Genomic DNA, 17,252 nt, shown 5'->3' with positions numbered 1-17,252 from the left:
TTATCCTTTCAATAGAAGAATTGTTGGCTATTTTAGCAAGGATGGAATTTATTGGCGATCAATAATTTATCAAATAACCAATAAATTAAAGTAGTTAATTGTTTTCAAACCAACTTTCTAAAATAATGATTGCCGAGGTTGCATCAACATGTCCTTTTTCCAAGGCACGGTAACCACGGCTAGCAAAAATATGCGATTTGGCTTCAACGGTGGATAAACGCTCATCTTGTAAATGCACTTGATAACCAAACATACCATGTAACCGATTAGCAAATTTTCGAGCTCTAGCGGTAAGGGGTTGCTCGGTGCCATCCATATTTAACGGCAAGCCAACTACCAAAAAGTCGGGTTGCCACTCAGCTAAAACTTTTGCAATTGCTTGCCAATTAGGAATACCATCACGTGCCTTAAATGAACAAAGTGGATTAGCAGTTTTAGTCACATCCTGACCAATAGCGGCACCAATACTTGCGGTACCAAAATCGAAAGCAATAATGGTCGCCATAAAATTATGCATTACCCATCTGGTGCGAAATTGTATTGATATTAATACCTAAGGATTCAGCGGCTTTTTGCCAACGATCTTCAATAGCAACTTCAAAAATAATCTTAGGATCGGCGTCGGCAACTAGCCAATCATTACGAGCCACTTCTGCTTCAAGTTGTAATGATTGCCAACTAGAATAACCTAAAGCCAGGAACATATCTTTTGGTTGTTCCGGGGTACCAATTGATTTAAGTGCGTCTAGTGACGTGGTTATCATTACATCATCAGAAATATTAATGCTAGATGAAAAACCTGACTGTGGTGTGTGTAAAATAAACCCTTGTTCTTCAGCCAAAGGCCCACCAGAAAAAACCGGATGCTCAAGTTCCGCGCAGCTTTTATTCGCGGTAATTTCTAACCGATCGAGAACCGCGGCCACATTTAGTTCAAATATAGGTTTATTAATTATTATCCCCATAGCGCCATCACGGTTATGTTCACAAATAAACACCACTGAACGACTAAAAATAGCGTCGTTCATGGTAGGCATGGAAATAATAAAATGATTTTTTAAATTCATAAGCTCACAAATTATTAAATTCGATAACGTTATTTACTATAATGCACACTTGCCGATTTTTACTTTATGTTCTACATTACAGTGCATTAATACTTCGGGTTCATTAGTTTCTTCGTTTATTGACTCAGAAATAATTTCGAAATGTTGAGCTAAATAAAAATCAATAGCATGAGTATTTTTTTTGTAAACTTGAGTAAATAGTTCGGTATGTTGCTGTTTGGCTTTTTCAATTAACGCTTTGCCAGCGCCTTTACCTTGAAAACTTTGCTCAACAAATAACCCTGAAATATAATTTTCAGTCAAACCAATAAAACCTTTTACGCCATTAACATCTTGTACATATATTTTCGACATTGGGATTAATGTTTTTACTAATTCATAATTTTGTTTGAAAAATTCAGGATCAATAAAATTATGTGCTTGTAAATTCCCTTGTAACCATATTTCCATGATCTTGTCTAAATCTGCAGGTTGATATTCTCTAATCATTTTTTTCTCTTTATTTATTTAATCGCTGTTCAATCGCATCCATTAACATACCTGTTATGGATAAATTAGGGTGCTCGGCTTCAATTTCAAGCACACAAGTTGGGCTAGTTACATTAATTTCAGTTAATTTATCACCAATAATATCCAGACCAACAAATAGCAAGCCTTTTTGTTTCAGGGTTGGCGCAATACTTTTAGCAATATGCCAATCACTTTCGCTAAGTGCTCTAACTTCGCCATGACCACCGGCGGCTAAATTACCACGGGTTTCACCTTGCGGCGGGATTCTGGCTAAACAATAGGGCACCGGCTCACCATCTATAACTAATACTCGTTTATCACCATCTTTTATGGCCGGAATAAAAGTTTGCGCCATGCAATAACGGGTGTTGCGGTTGGTTAACGTCTCAATTATGACCGAAACATTGGCATCATCCGGTTTAATACGGAAAATAGAGGCCCCACCCATGCCATCAAGTGGTTTTAAAATAATATCATGATGTTGCTTATGAAAGTCTTTAATTTGTTGGCTTTGGCGGGTAACCAAAGTTTCAGGTGTGAACTCGGCAAACCAAGCAGTAAATAACTTCTCGTTACAATCGCGTAAACTTTGTGGTTTATTCACTACTAACACACCATTGGCTTCGGCACGTTCTAAAATATAGGTAGCATAGATATATTCGGTATCAAATGGCGGATCTTTACGCATTAAAATGACATCAAGCTCGCTAAGTTTAATGGTTTGTGCTTCATTAAAATCAAACCAATGAGTTTTGTCATTATAAACGGTAACTGTGCGCGTAGTTGCATAAGCTTCACCATTACTTAAGAAAAGATCATTCATCTCCATATAAAAAAGTTGATAACCACGTTTTTGTGCTTGTTGCAGCATTGCAAAACTGGTGTCCTTTTTAATCTTAATGTGACTGATTGGATCCATAACAATACCAAGTTTTATCATGTTTGCTCCTTACTGGTTTTATATGGTTATTATTGAAATAATGATGATGATTATTACTCTTCTATGTAAATGCTAAAATCTTGTCAGCAATATTGTGACCGAAAGTGTGGTAAAACATTATTGACTTAATGCTAGCATCTATCATACTCGCTACTATTTAAGATGCAATGCAAACATTATCTATTGTGTTCCTTTTAATTAGCTTAACCCAAATCACCAAAACGAACTTGCAAGGCAGACAGGGCAGTTAAGGCCGCAGTTTCAGTACGCAGTACCCGTGGACCGAGCAGTATATCGGTGAAATGATAATTAGCCGTCATACTAATTTCATTTTCGGATAATCCACCTTCAGGCCCAATTAATAAATGAATATTATGGCTATCATTAAGAGATAATTGATTAATTCCATATTTAGCTTTAGGGTGTAAATTAAGCTTTAAACCATCAGTTAAGCTGGCACACCAAGTTTCTAATTTGGTGACAGGGTTGATAGTAGGGATCACATTACGACCGCATTGTTCACAGGCGGAAATGACGATTTTTTGCCATTGTTGAATTTTTTTGTCAAAGCGAGCTTCATCAAGCCTTACTCCACAACGTTCAGAAAGTAGCGGTGTAATACTGGTAATGCCTAATTCGACTGATTTTTGAATGGTAAATTCCATTTTTTCACCCCGCGAGATCACTTGCCCAAGATGAATATTGAGTGGCGATTCACGATTATCTACTATCGAGGTTGCGGTTTTAACCATAACATTTTTTTTGTTAATTGCATGTATTATGGCAGGAGTGATCTGGTTGGAACCATCAAATAAAATAATCGGTTCGCCGACTTGCATTCTTAAAACCCGGATCAAATGATTGAAAGCGTTATCATCTAAAGTAATAATACTGTTTTGCTTAATCGAATATGGTTGAAAAATTCGCGTCATAATTGCTATATATTGCCTATAATTTAAAATAAATTATAGCGTAATTTATGAAGATTCGGTAATCTCTAGTCAATACAAATAATAGGCTGAAATAATAAATGAAAATCGCAACTAAAGATAGGGTGTTAATCGAAGGATTGACGGTTTCAACCACCATTGGGGTTTATGATTGGGAAAAAAACATCAAACAACAATTAGTGCTTGATCTGGAAATGGCATGGAACAACCAACCGGCGGGTAACAGTGATGATGTTGCTTTATGTTTAGATTATTTTAAAGTCAGTCAAGCCATTACCAATTTGGTCGCTGCCAACAAGTTTGAGTTGATCGAATGCGTTGCTGAAAGAGTTGCCGAACTGGTAATCCAACAATTTGCTGTCACTTGGTTGCGAGTTAAAGTTTCTAAACCCAGCGCGATTACCAATGCAACCAATGTGGCAGTAGTGATTGAGCGCAGTATGCATAATTAATAAAGTAGGTAATGATGACCAAACAACAAAAGGATTTAAGTACATGGCAAAAGGAACAACGAGCGCAAAGGTTTGCCAGTTATCAACCGAGTAAATTTAAAATTCGCGAGATTTGGCGTTGGTACTTAGTGCGAAAAATCTTACCACCTAAGGCGGGATATGCGGCATTTAATCAAACTTGGTCAGAACAGCTAGATTTGAGTTTACCCGGTGATAGAATTTGGTGGATCGGGCATGCCACCACCTTAATTCGTTTACAGGGTAAATTTATATTGACCGATCCAGTATTTTCTAAGCGCGCCTCGCCTTCGCAACTTATTGGCCCTAAACGCCGCACGCCAGCGGCTATAAATATAGCTGAGTTGCCGCAAATTGATTTTATTGTCATTTCGCATAACCATTATGACCATCTCGACTACCATAGCATTAGGCAACTGATTACGCGTTTCCCGCAGGTTACTATATTGGTGCCTTTAGGTTTACAACCAACATTAGCAAAATGGGGCGCTAAGCAAATAGTAGAACTAGATTGGTGGGATTGTAGTATTATTAATGGCTTCACTTTTACCGCCACCCCTGCTAAGCACTGGAGTAAACGTGGTTTATTGGATGAAAATAAATCACTTTGGTGTGGTTGGGTAATACAAGCGCCTGCAAGTAATCATAATGAAGGCAAAACGATATATTTTATGGGGGATACCGGTTATAGCCCGCAATTGCAAGAGATTGGTAATCGCTTCCCTACCATTGACCTAGCCTTAATTCCGATTGGTGCTTATGCGCCTAGATGGTTTATGCATTCACAACATATTGACCCCCAACAAGCAATACAATTGTATGATGAATTACATTGTAAATCGGCAGTGGCTATTCATTGGGGGACATTTGAATTAGCCGATGAACCGATTGATGAGCCACCTGAATTACTAAATCGTCACAAGGGTGATCGTCGATTCTACTTGTTAAAAATAGGCGCTAACTTAGCTATCAATCCCCAAAAATATGGATTAAAATAGCAGCGATACGAACAAGATCTATTAAATCTCTAAATAATATAAAGATTAAATTAAAAAAAGGGCAGGGAATTATGAAAACTGTAATTATTTCATTGTGTTGCATTATTCTTAGTTTAAGTTTGACTGGCTGTGGTGGTAAAAACGATGAAGGTAAACAATATCGTTGGAACAAAGCCCACGGAGTTTTGGAAGGTTGCGATGGGGTAATGAGTAACTCCGAACAATGTCAAAAAAATTCAAATAACCAACAATATATGATCCAAATCGATAGGAACTAATCATGAGTGCTTGGCTAGTTTATGCGCTTCTTTCCGCTATTTCTGCCGCATGCGTAGCGATTTTAGGTAAAATCGGCTTACAGCATTTAGACGCTAATACTGCCACAGCTATTCGTTCCATTGTGATGGCAGTTTTTTTAGTCGGTGTAGTGATGGTTCAAGGCAAAATGAATTTAATCACTACCTTTATTAACGACAAAAAAGCACTATTTATTATTGCATTGAGTGGTATAGCCGGTGCGTTATCTTGGCTATTTTACTTTATGGCAATCAAAGAAGGTAAGGTGTCGCAAGTGGCACCAATCGACAAGCTAAGTGTCGTATTTGCGGTAATCTTTGCTGCTATCTTATTTGGCGAAAAAATTTCCTTTCCGGCCGGTATTGGCGTTGCCATGATAGCAGCGGGCGCCATTCTAGTTGCCCTATTTTAATAGGGCGTTAAATGGCTCTACCGTAACTAAATCACCGGCATTTACATTACCTTGTTCTTGTTCCAACACAATAAAACAATTAGCGTGATTAAATGATTGGGTAATGTGTGAACCTTGTTGCCCGGTGGTAGTCACTTCTAACTCACCATTACTATTGGTTTGCAAAGTGCCGCGTTGAAAATCTAATCGACCAACGCTTTTCTTGAGCTTATTAGTCGTTGTGACTTTAAATGACAATGGCTGTAACGCGGTTTGTGGGTAGCCTGAAAGGGCTAAAATCAAGGGTTGTACTAATTGATAAAAGGTCACTAAGGTTGATACCGGATTGCCGGGCAAGCCACAAAATAACGCCTTACCAATTTGACCAAAGGCAAACGGTTTACCCGGTTTCATGGCAATTTTCCAAAAATTAATGTGACCAAGTTCTGCCAATGCGGTTTTAGTAAAATCCGCATCACCTACAGAAACGCCGCCGCTAGTTATGACTAAATCAGCCTGATTAGATCCAGCCGTAAGCGCTTGTTTAATCTTAACCGGGTCATCCGGAATAATACCTAAATCGATAATTTCACAATTAAGTTGAGCTAACAATAACTTCAATGTAAAACGATTACTGTCGTAAATAGCACCATTGCCGGTTAACGAGTCACCTAAAGGCGTTAATTCATTACCTGTAGAAAAAACCGCCACCTTTAATTGCTTAAAGACCCTAACTTTATCAAAGCCTAATGTTGCCAGTGTTGACAGTGTCGGGATGGTTAAACAGCTACCTTGAGCAAACACTTCGGAGCCTTGTTTAACATCCTCACCAATGCGACGAATATTACTGCCACTTTTTATAGGCTCTAAAAAACGAATACCGGCATTAGTTGTTTCGGTTTGTTCTTGCATCACCACGGCGTCGGCATCGGCCGGAACCGGCGCGCCAGTCATTATACGCACACAAGTACCAAGTGGCCAATGGAGGCTGCGAATATCATCACCGGCTAAAATTGTCGCTGACAATGGTAAAGTAGTGGATTTTTCGATATCTGCCATTCTAACCGCATAACCATCCATAGCCGAATTATCAAATCTAGGCATATTAATTGGCGAGATAATAGCTTCGGCGCTAATGCGATTATGAGCTTGAATAAGTGGGATAATTTCGCTATTGAGTGGTTTAGCAGCTAAGGCCGCTTGTAATATTTTTTGTTTGGCTTGAGCAAAGGTGAGTAACATAGACTATTCCTCGTTTTTAACTATCAAATCATGATTATTGATTGTGTATCAATAAGTTTAGGACTAATTATATGCTAAAGGAAGGATAGATTTTATTAAAAATTACAGTTGTTAAAACTCATTATAGTAACACCATAAAATTACGTCGCGTAAAAGCGACGTAGCTTACTTATTAATTACACATTAAATAAAAAGTTCATAATGTCGCCATCTTGAACGATATAGTCTTTACCTTCAGATCGCATTTTGCCAGCTTCTTTAGCACCTTGTTCACCACCATATTTGATAAAATCATCAAAAGCAATGGTTTGGGCACGGATAAAGCCTTTTTCAAAGTCGGTATGAATTTTGCCAGCGGCTTGCGGGGCAGTATCACCAATCGAAATCGTCCATGCTCTAACTTCTTTAACGCCAGCGGTAAAATAAGTTTGTAGATTTAATAAACTATAGCCAGCGCGAATAACCCGGTTTAATCCCGGTTCGGTCAAGCCTAAATCTTGCATAAATTCGTCACGATCGGCATCATCAAGTTCCGCTAATTCCGCTTCAATAGCCGCACACACGGGCACTACAACCGATTTTTCTTGCTCGGCAATCGCTTTAACTTTGTCCAGATAAGGATTATTTTCAAAGCCATCTTCATTAACATTAGCAATGTACATGGTTGGTTTCAAAGTTAAAAAGCTGAGGTATTTAATTGCTTCTAATTCCTCTTTGCTAAGATCTAATAACAATAACTTTTTACCTTGTTCCAAATGTGGCAAGCATTTTTCCAGAATTTCTAACTCAAACTTAGCCTCTTTATCACCGCCTTTGGCTCTTTTTTGCACGCGAGTCATGGCGCGTTCACAGGCCTCAAGATCAGCAAGGGCTAATTCAGTATTGATAATTTCAATATCTTCCGCCGGATCGATTTTACCGGCGACATGAATAATATTGTCATTTTCAAAACAACGCACCACATGGCCAATGGCTTCGGTTTCACGGATATTGGCTAAAAATTGGTTACCTAAGCCTTCACCTTTGGAGGCCCCCTTAACTAAACCGGCAATATCAACAAATTCCATGGTAGTGGGTAAAATTCGTTGCGGTTTGACAATCGCAGCAAGCTGATCTAAACGTGGATCTGGCATAGGTACCACACCAGTATTCGGTTCGATAGTGCAAAACGGAAAGTTAGCCGCCTCAATGCCTGCTTTGGTCAGCGCATTAAAAAGTGTCGATTTTCCAACGTTAGGTAGTCCGACGATCCCACATTTAAATCCCATATTGTTTGTTACCTTTCAAATAAAATGTCATAAAAAATAAACGCTGATTATATACTAAATCTAGCTATTTGTGCCAATGTTGTTACCGACGGCTTAATTTTGCTTGGGCAGGGCACTAATATATTGCTACATTCAAAACTCACATTAAGCGCAATAGTAAATCAAATAACTTAAAGCTCAGCGCCTAATTACTTGGTTAACGTCAGACCGAATTGGTACAGTTGATTTTTTTTAAGCCCATAAATCTCGGCGGTTATGGCCGCGGCTTTTTTAAGTGGCAACTCTTGTTGCAGCAATTTAAGGGTATTAATTACTTCCGGCTCAACATCATTCTCGGTTTTATTGTGGCCTTCAACAATTAACACAAACTCACCTTTTTGTCGATTAAGGTCTTCATTTAACCAGGCAATTAAATCACTTACGCACAAGTTGATAATGGTTTCCCACGTTTTGGTCAGTTCCTTAGCAAGAACTATTTGCTTGTCAGCACCAAAAATCGCCTGCATATCATCAAGAGTATCCATTAACCGATGGGTGGATTCATAAAATATCATGGTGCGAGTTTCATGAACTAATTTAGCTAAGCTGTCTTGGCGGGCTTTGCTTTTAGCCGGCAAAAAGCCCTCATAAATGAATTTATCCGAAGGCAGCCCCGCCACTGATAATGCCGTAATTGCAGCACACGCTCCGGGGATTGGCACCACGTCAATTTGGTTGTCACGGCAAGCTTTAACAAGGTGATAACCGGGGTCATTGATCAACGGTGTTCCGGCATCCGAAATTAGTGCAATTGACAATCCGGCTTTCAGTTTGTCAATCAAGATTTGCGATTTTTCTTGCTCATTATGATCATGCAAGGCAAACAGCTTAGCTTTAATGCCTAAATGTTGTAATAACAAGCCACTATGGCGAGTATCTTCAGCAGCAATAAGATCGACATTTTTCAGTGTATTAATCGCTCTAAGCGTAATATCATCAAGATTACCGATGGGGGTGGCAACAATATATAAAGTCATTATTTTTAATCACATTAAATTTTTATAAAATATACTATACGGTGAACTATTTTATTGTATATACTTTCTACATTCAAAATCAATTCTGATGAAGGGTGCTTATATTCATCAGTAAAGCGATTTTAATAAGGGATAAAGGTAGCAGATGCCGTTTAATTATAGCTAACTAATATAATTAATCTGAATCTATTAAAAACATGAAAACTCGCACAGGGAATAACGCATTTCCAGCGTAATTATATTGATTTAGTATATAAATAATCAATATAATAGCTTTTTATTGTAAAAGCGATAAAATGTGCGTCAGGGAAATAATTACTAATATAAAGGTGTTGCTTTGAAAAAAATTCTTGCATTGAGTTGTTTAAGTTTAATGATTACAGCTTGTACTCAAACTGATTCGGCCGAAATTGAAGATATTTCAGATTCATCAGGTGGTTCAACATCAACAGTTTACGCTAAACCACCAGCTAATATCTCAACTGGCGCTAAGATCAGTACTTCCCCAGCAGTATATTCAGCACCACAAACATCATCAAACACAGCTACTGCTCCTACAGCAGCGGCTAGTTCCGCACCGGTTACTGCCGCAAGCAGCAATAATAACAATTCAGTAACCACTAAAGAACATAATGTATATAACCGTAATTATGGTGAAATCCCTAAAGGGGGTTATCAAGGTGACACTTATACGGTCAAACGTGGAGACACCTTATATTATATAGCTTGGGTAACTGGCAACGATTATCGCTCATTAGCTGCAAAAAATAATATCAAAGAACCTTATGCAGTTAATGTTGGTCAAGTCTTGGATGTAAGTGGTGGTACCACAGTAGTTGTCACCGAAAAGACTACTACAGGGCATGCAGCTGCAGTTAAAAGTTCTAGCAGCGAGTCTACCTCTACCACAACAACTCCGGCAGCCACATCAACAGCCACTAGCACAACAGCGCAAACACATGTTAAACCGGTAATGACTACGACCACAACAACTACTACAACGACTTCGAGTAAATCGCAACCACCAAAAACTACGCAAACAACCGAAACTGTAACCGAACCAGTTGATGAATCTGTTGCGGAAACCACCAAAATAACCCCAATTCCGGAAACACCACGAGTTTCTAACTCCGCTAGTATTTCTTGGCAGTGGCCAGCTAAAGGTAAGATTATTGAAAAATTCTCTAACGCTAGCAAAGGTATTGATATTTCCGGTTCATTAGGTGACAAAGTTATGGCGGCAGCCGATGGCCGCGTAGTGTACTCAGGTAATGCGTTACCGGGTTATGGTAATTTAATCATCATCAAACATAATGACGACTATTTAACTGCTTATGCTCATAACCAATCAATTTTAGTTAAAGAGCAACAATCAGTGCGCGCCGGTGAACAAATCGCCACTATGGGTGCTACTGGTACTTCATCAGTAAGATTGCATTTTGAAATTCGTTACAAAGCGCAGTCAGTCGATCCGTTAAAATACTTATCCAATTAATAACAGTTTGGTGCCAGTTAATGTGCGCCAAACAACCAACAATGCACGGCTAATTTACCGTGCATTGTTATGCTAAAATATATTGACCAGTTTTATTCTACGTAACAAAGGAGTTATATTCATGGCAGTAAAAAAATTAGTTTTGATTCGACATGGCGAAAGTGTTTGGAATCAAGAAAATCGTTTTTGTGGTTGGACCGACGTTGATCTTTCCGACAAAGGTAATAAAGAAGCCGCAGAAGCGGGTAAATTACTAAAACAAGAAGGTTTCCAATTCGATTTTGCTTATACATCAGTTTTAAAACGCGCTATTCATACTTTATGGCATGTATTAGATGAAGTCGATCAAGCATGGTTACCAGTTGAAAAATGTTGGAAGTTAAACGAACGCCACTATGGTGCCTTACAAGGTTTAAATAAAGCCGAAACTGCTGCCAAATATGGCGATGAACAAGTTAAATTATGGCGCCGTGGCTTTGCTATTACCCCACCAGCGTTAGAAAAATCTGATGAACGCTTCCCGGGTCATGATTCTCGTTATAGTAATTTACCGGAATCAGAATTACCACTAACAGAAAGTTTAGCATTAACTATCAAACGAGTGCTTCCTTACTGGCAATCAACTATTGCGCCACGAGTTGCTAAAGGTGAACGCGTTATTATTGCCGCTCACGGTAACTCATTACGTGCTTTAGTTAAACATCTAGATAATATCAGCGATGACGACATTATCGAATTAAACATCCCAACTGGGGTGCCATTAGTGTATGAATTTGATGACAACATGAAAGTGATCAAACATTATTACCTAGGTAATGCCGATGAAATAGCCGCTAAACAAGCCGCTGTTGCCAACCAAGGTAAAGCCAAATAACCAACTTTTAAGTGGTAAAAAAAGGTAGGTTAGTTAACTTACCTTTTTTTATGATTGCCATTAAATTTTTATATCTACATTGTTTTATTTTTGAGAATCTTATTGTGTCTAAAATGTATTTTATCTACGCGGTTATGAATGCCGGAAAATCCACCGAATTATTACAAATCGACCATAATTATTTAAGAAATAATATGCAAACCTTATTACTTAAATCTTCTGTGGACACGCGTGACTCTGATGTCGAAATAGTTTCGCGCTTAGGTTTACGCAAAAAGGCGATGTTATTAGATGACGACAGCGTGGATGCGATCATCGACCATATTAAACAAAATAATTATGCCTGTGTACTTGTCGATGAAAGCCATTTTCTAACTAAAAATACTGTCTGGAAATTGTCAGATGCTTGTGATGATTATGACGTGCCAATCATGTTTTTTGGCTTAAAAACTGATTACATGGGGCACTTATTTGCCGCGTCTAAAACGTTATTAGAACTTGCTGATAATTTTAGGGAACTAAAAACTGTTTGCTGGTGTGGCAGAAAAGCCACCATGAACTTATTGCAAGGGCCAGATGGCAAGATTGTTAAATCAGGTAACCCCATTCATATCGGCGATAGTGAATATCACTCGGTTTGCCGTAAACATTGGAAAGAGGGCAAAATCAGCGCTGATAGTTAAAAACATTAAACGTTAAAATAGGGTTTATGGTATTTGCGGTGATCATCTCCATAGTTATTAATTATTGCAGATTGCAACTTAATTAATTTGCCAAAATATAACAACATACTTTGGTTTACTGCTAACCAAGCCGTTAGCAGTAACTCGTTATTATTTTTAACCATAAATCTTTGCATGGTTATGCCAATAAATACTATTCTGGTTTAATTTTTTAGACGTTTATTTACTAAAGTTAAATAAAAACAGATCTAATCACGACTTTAGTTAGAGTGATTAAGTTTGCTTGAAAGCTGTTATTTATCACAGTATTATTACAACAATTGGTTTATTTAAAATCAGCTTTTGAAATTAATAACCATTAGGTTCAACTTGGTTTATGGCTGCAAGTTGTAAGTTATCAGTATTATATAAAAAGTAGGTGTTAGTATGGCAAATCCGACAGGCTCATTTGATTTACGTGATGCAATCAAACAACTTGAGCAAATTCCCGGTCAATTAGTTACCACTGATACTCCTGTCAACCCAATGGCTGAATTAGCAGGGGTTTATCGCTATGTAGGGGCGGGGGGAACCGTAAAAAGGCCCACCAGAATCGGTCCGGCAATGATTTTTAATAAAGTACAAGGTTTTGATGAATTTAAGGTACTAATTGGCTTATTGGCTTCGCGTGAGCGAGTTGCCCATTTATTTGGTTGTAAGCCGAATAGATTAGCCTTTTTATTAAAAGATGCCATTAATAATCCAATCTCACCTATTACTATTGCTCGTGAACAAGCTGTTTGTCAGGAAGTTGTCCATAAAGCTAGCGATCCAAATTTTGATATCCGTAAATTAGTCCCAGCACCAACGAATACCGAAGAAGATGCTGGTCCTTATATTACTCTTGGCATGTTATATGCTAGTGACCCCGAAACCGGTGAAAGCGACGTAACCATTCACCGAATGTGTTACCAAAGCAAAGATGAAATTTCGATTTATTTTGTTCCCGGGCGCCACATAGATGTGTTTCGAGAAAAAGCCGAAAAAATGGGTAAACCCTTACCGGTTTCAATCAGTATTGGCGTTGATCCAGTGATTGAAGTTTCTGCCTGTTTTGAACCACCAACTACACCACTCGGTTTTGACGAATTATCCATTGCCGGTGGCATTCGCGGTAGGGCTGTTGAATTAGTTGATTGCTTGACTGTTAATGCCAAAGCTATTGCCAATGCGGAAGTGGTTATAGAAGGTGAAATTTTACCTAATGTAAGGGTAGCCGAAGACCAAAACTCGCATACCGGTAAAGCCATGCCGGAATTCCCGGGTTATACCGGACCAGCTAATAAGTCATTGCCAGTAATCAAAGTTAAAGCAGTTACTTACCGTACCAATCCAATTTATCAAACCTGTATTGGACCAAGTGAGGAGCATGTCAATATGGCAGGGATTCCGACCGAAGCCAGTATTTTACAGATGGTCGAAGCTGCTATGCCAGGTAAGCTACTAAATGTTTACGCTCATCGCTCAGGTGGGGGCAAATATTTAGCCATACTACAATTTAAAAAATCGGTTCCTTCTGATGAAGGCAAGCATAAACAGGCTGCGATTTTGGCATTTGCTGCTTTTTCAGAATTAAAACATGTAATCTTGGTAGATGAAGATGTTGATATTTACGATACCGATGATGTACTTTGGGCTATGAATACTCGATTTCAGGGCGATATCGATATTTCAACCATTTCAGGAGTAAGGTGCCACCCACTCGATCCATCACAGCGCCCGGAATATAGCCCATTAATCAGGCAATTTGGAAGCTCGGCCAAAGTGATTTTTGATTGCACCGTGCCTTTTAATTTAAAAGAACAATTTACTCGCGCACGTTTTAAAGAAGTTGACGTAAAACGTTTTCTTCCGGACTTCAAATAACAATAGGAATCAACATGGCCCAGCAACGGATCATAATTGGTATTAGTGGTGCAACCGGTTTTGCTTATGGCATTAAAGCCTTGGAATTATTGCAACCATTAGACATTGAAACACATTTGGTGATTTCTAAAGCGGCACAATTAACCGGATCTTACGAAGTGCCCAACCTCAACCTGGCACAAATTGAAGCACTCGCAGATAAAGTCTATTCCGTTAACAACATTGGCGCAGCCATTGCCAGTGGCTCATTTAAAACCATGGGCATGCTGATTGCGCCATGCTCGATGCGATCATTAGCCGCCATTGCCAATGGCTTAGCCGATAATTTATTAACTCGCGCTGCGGATGTAGTGTTAAAAGAGCGGCGACGCTTGGTGTTAATGGTGCGCGAAGCACCACTAAATTTAGTCCACATAAAAAATATGCAAACGGTAACCTTAATGGGTGGTATCGTCTTTCCGCCGGTGCCCGCCCTCTATCAACACATTGAAACTATTGATGACATGATCACCCATAGTGTGGCTCGGGCATTAGATCTATTTGATATTGATATTCCGTCACTACCACGTTGGGGTGAAGACTTGCATTTGCACCGTAAACCTGTGTAGCTATTGGCAAAAAAATATATATGCAACTAAACCCTAAAATCAGCAAATTTATACAACAACAGCATGTACTTTCGCTAAGTGTAATATTACCTGATCAGCAGCCGTGGGCATGTAATGCTTTTTATGTATTTGACCAAGATTTGCTAAATTTATATTTACTATCAGAATTAAAAACCGTACACGCAAAAGCGATGCTAAATAACCCCATGGTGGCGGGGACTATTTGCCTTACGCCCAAATCTGTAGCACAAATTCAAGGCGTCCAATTTCAAGCAATAGCCAGTCAACTGACCGGTCAAGCCGCCGACTGCGCTTATCAACTTTATTATCAAGCCTTTCCATTTGCCAGAATTATAAAAGCCCCCATTTGGTCATTGCAATTACAACAAATTAAAATGACCAACAACCTTATCGGCTTTGCCCATAAAACGTACTGGCAAAGGGATAGGGGGGATTTAGATAATTAAAGCACCATAACGTTTGTCAAGATGTTTCCTGAGAGGGGTACGTTTCAGTATAAAAACCAGCCCAAACCTAGCTTAAAAATAAAGCCAATTCCTTCATCTTTACTATTCTTTACAAATAAACTCAATAAAATAGTAGTTAAATTTTATCAAGGCGTTATACTTTTAGCACAGAGTTGTACGGGAGGTTAATTTCCGCGCACTTGAATAGGAAAAATGTAAATAAAACATAAAATTACTTGACGGAATCATCGTTATGTCTTACACTGTAAGCCACAAGCCACAAGCCACAAGCCCTGGCAGCTTTATGCCCAAAATCTATCTCAACACACTGTAGCTGACTCATTTCACCGAAGTGATAATTTAGTCCCCGATTTAATCCCCGATTTAATCCCCGATTTAGCCTTGGCGTCAGCGCCCAAATTAAAGTATGCGTGCATACCCACATTAGGGAAGGTGCTGGAAGCTAATTTAGCCCCGTGCCGTCGGCATAATCGGCAACCCGGTCGCCTCAATCAGCAATTATCTTCAATAATACCATTACGGCTACTACAATCATTACCGCCAAATCGGCAATTATCGCCATCATTGCCAATTAAGCGCCCGCCGCGTTTAGCTTTTAGTATAAAGCGTTGTTTAGCCTTAATGCCGTTGCTATTGTTGCCGTATGCTACTACTACCCAAGCGTTGTCCGCTACTACCGCCCAGGTAATCCATGGTACTGAGCCATATTTAACCTTTGATAATGGGGTAACTAAGGTCACGACTACGGATGGTCTGTTAGGTATTACCATCTCCGACGGTACTACTCAAACCACCTACACCCCGAGCCATAATACTTCAACTGCAGCCAACCCAATAGTGCTGCCGGTAGCCAATCAGCGCTTTACCGATATTGGTATGTTGGTGCCTACCAATACCAATTCCATCACCTTAAACGCTCTAATTGGCGCACCCTATAATTATTGGGGTGATGATGATGGTGATGGTCAGGGTGCTAATGGTGTTACTGCTAGCGGTAATTTAAGCGTGAGTATTACCGATAAAAACAATCAAGTAGTGAGTCGTAGTGCCAGCTTAGATTTATGTAAAGCACCTTATAAAGTGGTATTAACCAGTACAGCGGGTAGTTTAACCACCCAGTATGGGCTGCCTAATAGTAGTAGTTTCAGCGGTGGTACTGCTACCTATTATATCAGTCCTAAAGCCGTACCTACAATCTGTTACGCCCGGCCTAATCTTAACTATGGCACCGGCGACTACGCCGGCCCCGACACTATCTGGAACCCAGATAAAGGCTTCCTGGTGCAATCCACTGAGTCATCAGGTTACAGTCGTAACTTCCCGACTACCGGGGCTAATAATCTGTATTTTGATTTAGACATAGGTGGTGTTAAAGGTTCAGCATTGACATGGCCAACAATCAGCCAAGGTGGTATTACCGCTACCATGACGCCATCCCCCGATAATGCTAATAACATCCGCGTCACCCTCACTGGCCCGGTGGCAACAGCAGCCCAACAACAATCAACCATACCGGGTAGAATTGCTAGACCCGCGTTGCCACAGACATTCGTGTTAGTCGGTAAAGATAGTAGTAATAACGAGGTATTAAAATATGGTTTTAAGTTACAGCAATGGTTCGTCAACCGCGGAAATAAATATGATTCTGCTCCTAACCAATCATCCTGGTGTAGTAGTTTAGGCGGCGGTTACCGTCTACCAAAGGTCAAAGACTTAACAAACGCGGTGTGTTCGGGAACTAATTCAGGCTCTTGGTGCCAAGGAGCAGTGGGCGCCACGCCGTCATCAACTGTTAATTATTACCAACGTAATATTGGTGCGGGTTTGTTTACCGAATGGGGCTACATGAACGGTTATACCGCTGCCGGCTTCGTCATCGACTACCACTGGACAAGTGACAGCAGCGGTTCATTCCAGTTCTTTGTCTACTCGCACAACGGCTCCGTTAGCAGCTTCAACCCCGGCAGCAGCGGCAGTGGGGTTTGTGCCTATCCTTAGTTCTTAGTCCTTAATCCTTAAGTCACGGGTGTTTAATAAGGGGTAATAAAGT

At 39.6% G+C, this 17,252-nt stretch carries 20 protein-coding genes; 11 read left to right on the top strand and 9 right to left on the bottom strand.

Annotation, left to right across the window (positions count from 1 at the left end; translation table 11 throughout):
* Nucleotides 1–94 precede the first annotated feature (94 nt).
* The 5 genes from ruvX to rsmE all read right to left on the bottom strand — a co-directional run bounded on the left by ruvX (nucleotide 95) and on the right by rsmE (nucleotide 3,449).
* Nucleotides 95–517, bottom strand: a complete 423-nt coding sequence (gene ruvX / locus A9G13_RS03085; protein WP_065556147.1) for a Holliday junction resolvase RuvX — start codon at nucleotides 515–517, stop codon at nucleotides 95–97.
* A complete protein-coding gene (locus A9G13_RS03080) occupies nucleotides 510–1,067 on the bottom strand; it encodes a YqgE/AlgH family protein (RefSeq protein WP_065556146.1) in 558 nt (185 codons plus the stop codon). Before A9G13_RS03080 ends, ruvX begins: the two co-directional genes overlap by 8 nt.
* Nucleotides 1,068–1,103: 36 nt before the next feature.
* Entirely contained in the window at nucleotides 1,104–1,556 is a 453-nt protein-coding gene (locus A9G13_RS03075) for a GNAT family N-acetyltransferase (RefSeq protein ID WP_065556145.1), read from the bottom strand.
* A 10-nt stretch (nucleotides 1,557–1,566) separates the two neighbouring features.
* Complete coding sequence (gshB, locus tag A9G13_RS03070; RefSeq protein ID WP_065556144.1) at nucleotides 1,567–2,517, bottom strand: glutathione synthase; 951 nt, start codon at nucleotides 2,515–2,517, stop codon at nucleotides 1,567–1,569.
* 203 nt (nucleotides 2,518–2,720) lie between these two features.
* Nucleotides 2,721–3,449, bottom strand: a complete 729-nt coding sequence (gene rsmE, locus A9G13_RS03065; protein WP_065556143.1) for a 16S rRNA (uracil(1498)-N(3))-methyltransferase — start codon at nucleotides 3,447–3,449, stop codon at nucleotides 2,721–2,723.
* 98 nt (nucleotides 3,450–3,547) lie between these two features.
* Here rsmE and folB point away from each other — a divergent pair, with 98 nt between their 5' ends.
* The 4 genes from folB (at nucleotide 3,548) to A9G13_RS03045 (ending at nucleotide 5,644) form a co-directional block, all read left to right on the top strand.
* Nucleotides 3,548–3,919, top strand: a complete 372-nt coding sequence (gene folB / locus A9G13_RS03060; RefSeq protein ID WP_065556142.1) for a dihydroneopterin aldolase — start codon at nucleotides 3,548–3,550, stop codon at nucleotides 3,917–3,919.
* 14 nt (nucleotides 3,920–3,933) lie between these two features.
* Complete coding sequence (locus A9G13_RS03055; RefSeq protein ID WP_065556141.1) at nucleotides 3,934–4,935, top strand: MBL fold metallo-hydrolase; 1,002 nt, start codon at nucleotides 3,934–3,936, stop codon at nucleotides 4,933–4,935.
* A 71-nt stretch (nucleotides 4,936–5,006) separates the two neighbouring features.
* Nucleotides 5,007–5,213: a hypothetical protein gene (locus A9G13_RS03050; RefSeq protein WP_065556140.1), complete on the top strand. Its 207-nt coding sequence runs from the start codon at nucleotides 5,007–5,009 to the stop codon at nucleotides 5,211–5,213.
* Nucleotides 5,214–5,215: 2 nt separating this feature from the next.
* The gene (locus A9G13_RS03045; RefSeq protein ID WP_065556139.1) at nucleotides 5,216–5,644 is read left to right on the top strand and encodes an EamA family transporter; all 429 of its coding nucleotides are present in this window, start codon (nucleotides 5,216–5,218) and stop codon (nucleotides 5,642–5,644) included.
* Here the strand turns inward: A9G13_RS03045 and moeA are convergent.
* The 3 genes from moeA to rsmI form a co-directional block, all read right to left on the bottom strand.
* On the bottom strand, nucleotides 5,636–6,865 hold the full coding sequence (gene moeA, locus A9G13_RS03040; protein WP_065556138.1) for a molybdopterin molybdotransferase MoeA: 1,230 nt from the start codon (nucleotides 6,863–6,865) through the stop codon (nucleotides 5,636–5,638). The two genes, A9G13_RS03045 and moeA, sit on opposite strands and share 9 nt — an antisense overlap.
* A gap of 176 nt (nucleotides 6,866–7,041) precedes the next feature.
* Nucleotides 7,042–8,133: a redox-regulated ATPase YchF gene (ychF, locus tag A9G13_RS03035; protein WP_065556137.1), complete on the bottom strand. Its 1,092-nt coding sequence runs from the start codon at nucleotides 8,131–8,133 to the stop codon at nucleotides 7,042–7,044.
* A 188-nt stretch (nucleotides 8,134–8,321) separates the two neighbouring features.
* On the bottom strand, nucleotides 8,322–9,149 hold the full coding sequence (rsmI, locus tag A9G13_RS03030; RefSeq protein WP_065556136.1) for a 16S rRNA (cytidine(1402)-2'-O)-methyltransferase: 828 nt from the start codon (nucleotides 9,147–9,149) through the stop codon (nucleotides 8,322–8,324).
* Between the two features lie 337 nt (nucleotides 9,150–9,486).
* Between rsmI and nlpD the strand changes: the two genes are divergently transcribed.
* From nlpD to A9G13_RS03000, 6 genes are all read left to right on the top strand, one after another.
* Complete coding sequence (gene nlpD / locus A9G13_RS03025) at nucleotides 9,487–10,644, top strand: murein hydrolase activator NlpD (protein WP_065556135.1); 1,158 nt, start codon at nucleotides 9,487–9,489, stop codon at nucleotides 10,642–10,644.
* A gap of 121 nt (nucleotides 10,645–10,765) precedes the next feature.
* Nucleotides 10,766–11,518, top strand: a complete 753-nt coding sequence (gene gpmA, locus A9G13_RS03020) for a 2,3-diphosphoglycerate-dependent phosphoglycerate mutase (RefSeq protein WP_065556134.1) — start codon at nucleotides 10,766–10,768, stop codon at nucleotides 11,516–11,518.
* Nucleotides 11,519–11,631: 113 nt separating this feature from the next.
* A complete protein-coding gene (locus tag A9G13_RS03015; protein ID WP_255307339.1) occupies nucleotides 11,632–12,201 on the top strand; it encodes a thymidine kinase in 570 nt (189 codons plus the stop codon).
* Nucleotides 12,202–12,627: 426 nt separating this feature from the next.
* Nucleotides 12,628–14,106, top strand: a complete 1,479-nt coding sequence (locus tag A9G13_RS03010; RefSeq protein WP_065556133.1) for a UbiD family decarboxylase — start codon at nucleotides 12,628–12,630, stop codon at nucleotides 14,104–14,106.
* A 14-nt stretch (nucleotides 14,107–14,120) separates the two neighbouring features.
* Nucleotides 14,121–14,714 (top strand): UbiX family flavin prenyltransferase, encoded by a 594-nt coding sequence (locus tag A9G13_RS03005; protein WP_065556132.1) that lies wholly within the window; start codon nucleotides 14,121–14,123, stop codon nucleotides 14,712–14,714.
* Between the two features lie 20 nt (nucleotides 14,715–14,734).
* Nucleotides 14,735–15,181 (top strand): pyridoxamine 5'-phosphate oxidase family protein, encoded by a 447-nt coding sequence (locus A9G13_RS03000; RefSeq protein ID WP_065556131.1) that lies wholly within the window; start codon nucleotides 14,735–14,737, stop codon nucleotides 15,179–15,181.
* 232 nt (nucleotides 15,182–15,413) lie between these two features.
* Here the strand turns inward: A9G13_RS03000 and A9G13_RS11145 are convergent, their stop codons facing one another.
* The gene (locus A9G13_RS11145; RefSeq protein WP_176701938.1) at nucleotides 15,414–15,626 is read right to left on the bottom strand and encodes a hypothetical protein; all 213 of its coding nucleotides are present in this window, start codon (nucleotides 15,624–15,626) and stop codon (nucleotides 15,414–15,416) included.
* Nucleotides 15,627–15,634: 8 nt separating this feature from the next.
* Between A9G13_RS11145 and A9G13_RS02995 the strand changes: the two genes are divergently transcribed.
* A complete protein-coding gene (locus tag A9G13_RS02995; RefSeq protein ID WP_065556130.1) occupies nucleotides 15,635–17,200 on the top strand; it encodes a hypothetical protein in 1,566 nt (521 codons plus the stop codon).
* Nucleotides 17,201–17,252 lie beyond the last annotated feature (52 nt).

It is taken from the genome of Gilliamella sp. wkB178 (genome assembly GCF_001690705.1).
GTDB lineage: Bacteria > Pseudomonadota > Gammaproteobacteria > Enterobacterales > Orbaceae > Gilliamella > Gilliamella apicola_K.
The sequence above is the reverse complement of the archived record's forward strand: the minus strand, read 5'-3'. Positions and strand labels throughout refer to the sequence as shown.

Coding starts and splice junctions, on each gene's coding strand:
- ruvX (WP_065556147.1), bottom strand. CDS start 517: ATGCATAATTTTATGGCGACCATTATTGCTTTCGATTTTGGTACCGCA.
- A9G13_RS03080 (WP_065556146.1), bottom strand. CDS start 1,067: ATGAATTTAAAAAATCATTTTATTATTTCCATGCCTACCATGAACGAC.
- A9G13_RS03075 (WP_065556145.1), bottom strand. CDS start 1,556: ATGATTAGAGAATATCAACCTGCAGATTTAGACAAGATCATGGAAATA.
- gshB (WP_065556144.1), bottom strand. CDS start 2,517: ATGATAAAACTTGGTATTGTTATGGATCCAATCAGTCACATTAAGATT.
- rsmE (WP_065556143.1), bottom strand. CDS start 3,449: ATGACGCGAATTTTTCAACCATATTCGATTAAGCAAAACAGTATTATT.
- folB (WP_065556142.1), top strand. CDS start 3,548: ATGAAAATCGCAACTAAAGATAGGGTGTTAATCGAAGGATTGACGGTT.
- A9G13_RS03055 (WP_065556141.1), top strand. CDS start 3,934: ATGACCAAACAACAAAAGGATTTAAGTACATGGCAAAAGGAACAACGA.
- A9G13_RS03050 (WP_065556140.1), top strand. CDS start 5,007: ATGAAAACTGTAATTATTTCATTGTGTTGCATTATTCTTAGTTTAAGT.
- A9G13_RS03045 (WP_065556139.1), top strand. CDS start 5,216: ATGAGTGCTTGGCTAGTTTATGCGCTTCTTTCCGCTATTTCTGCCGCA.
- moeA (WP_065556138.1), bottom strand. CDS start 6,865: ATGTTACTCACCTTTGCTCAAGCCAAACAAAAAATATTACAAGCGGCC.
- ychF (WP_065556137.1), bottom strand. CDS start 8,133: ATGGGATTTAAATGTGGGATCGTCGGACTACCTAACGTTGGAAAATCG.
- rsmI (WP_065556136.1), bottom strand. CDS start 9,149: ATGACTTTATATATTGTTGCCACCCCCATCGGTAATCTTGATGATATT.
- gpmA (WP_065556134.1), top strand. CDS start 10,766: ATGGCAGTAAAAAAATTAGTTTTGATTCGACATGGCGAAAGTGTTTGG.
- A9G13_RS03015 (WP_255307339.1), top strand. CDS start 11,632: ATGTATTTTATCTACGCGGTTATGAATGCCGGAAAATCCACCGAATTA.
- A9G13_RS03010 (WP_065556133.1), top strand. CDS start 12,628: ATGGCAAATCCGACAGGCTCATTTGATTTACGTGATGCAATCAAACAA.
- A9G13_RS03005 (WP_065556132.1), top strand. CDS start 14,121: ATGGCCCAGCAACGGATCATAATTGGTATTAGTGGTGCAACCGGTTTT.
- A9G13_RS03000 (WP_065556131.1), top strand. CDS start 14,735: ATGCAACTAAACCCTAAAATCAGCAAATTTATACAACAACAGCATGTA.
- A9G13_RS11145 (WP_176701938.1), bottom strand. CDS start 15,626: ATGTGGGTATGCACGCATACTTTAATTTGGGCGCTGACGCCAAGGCTA.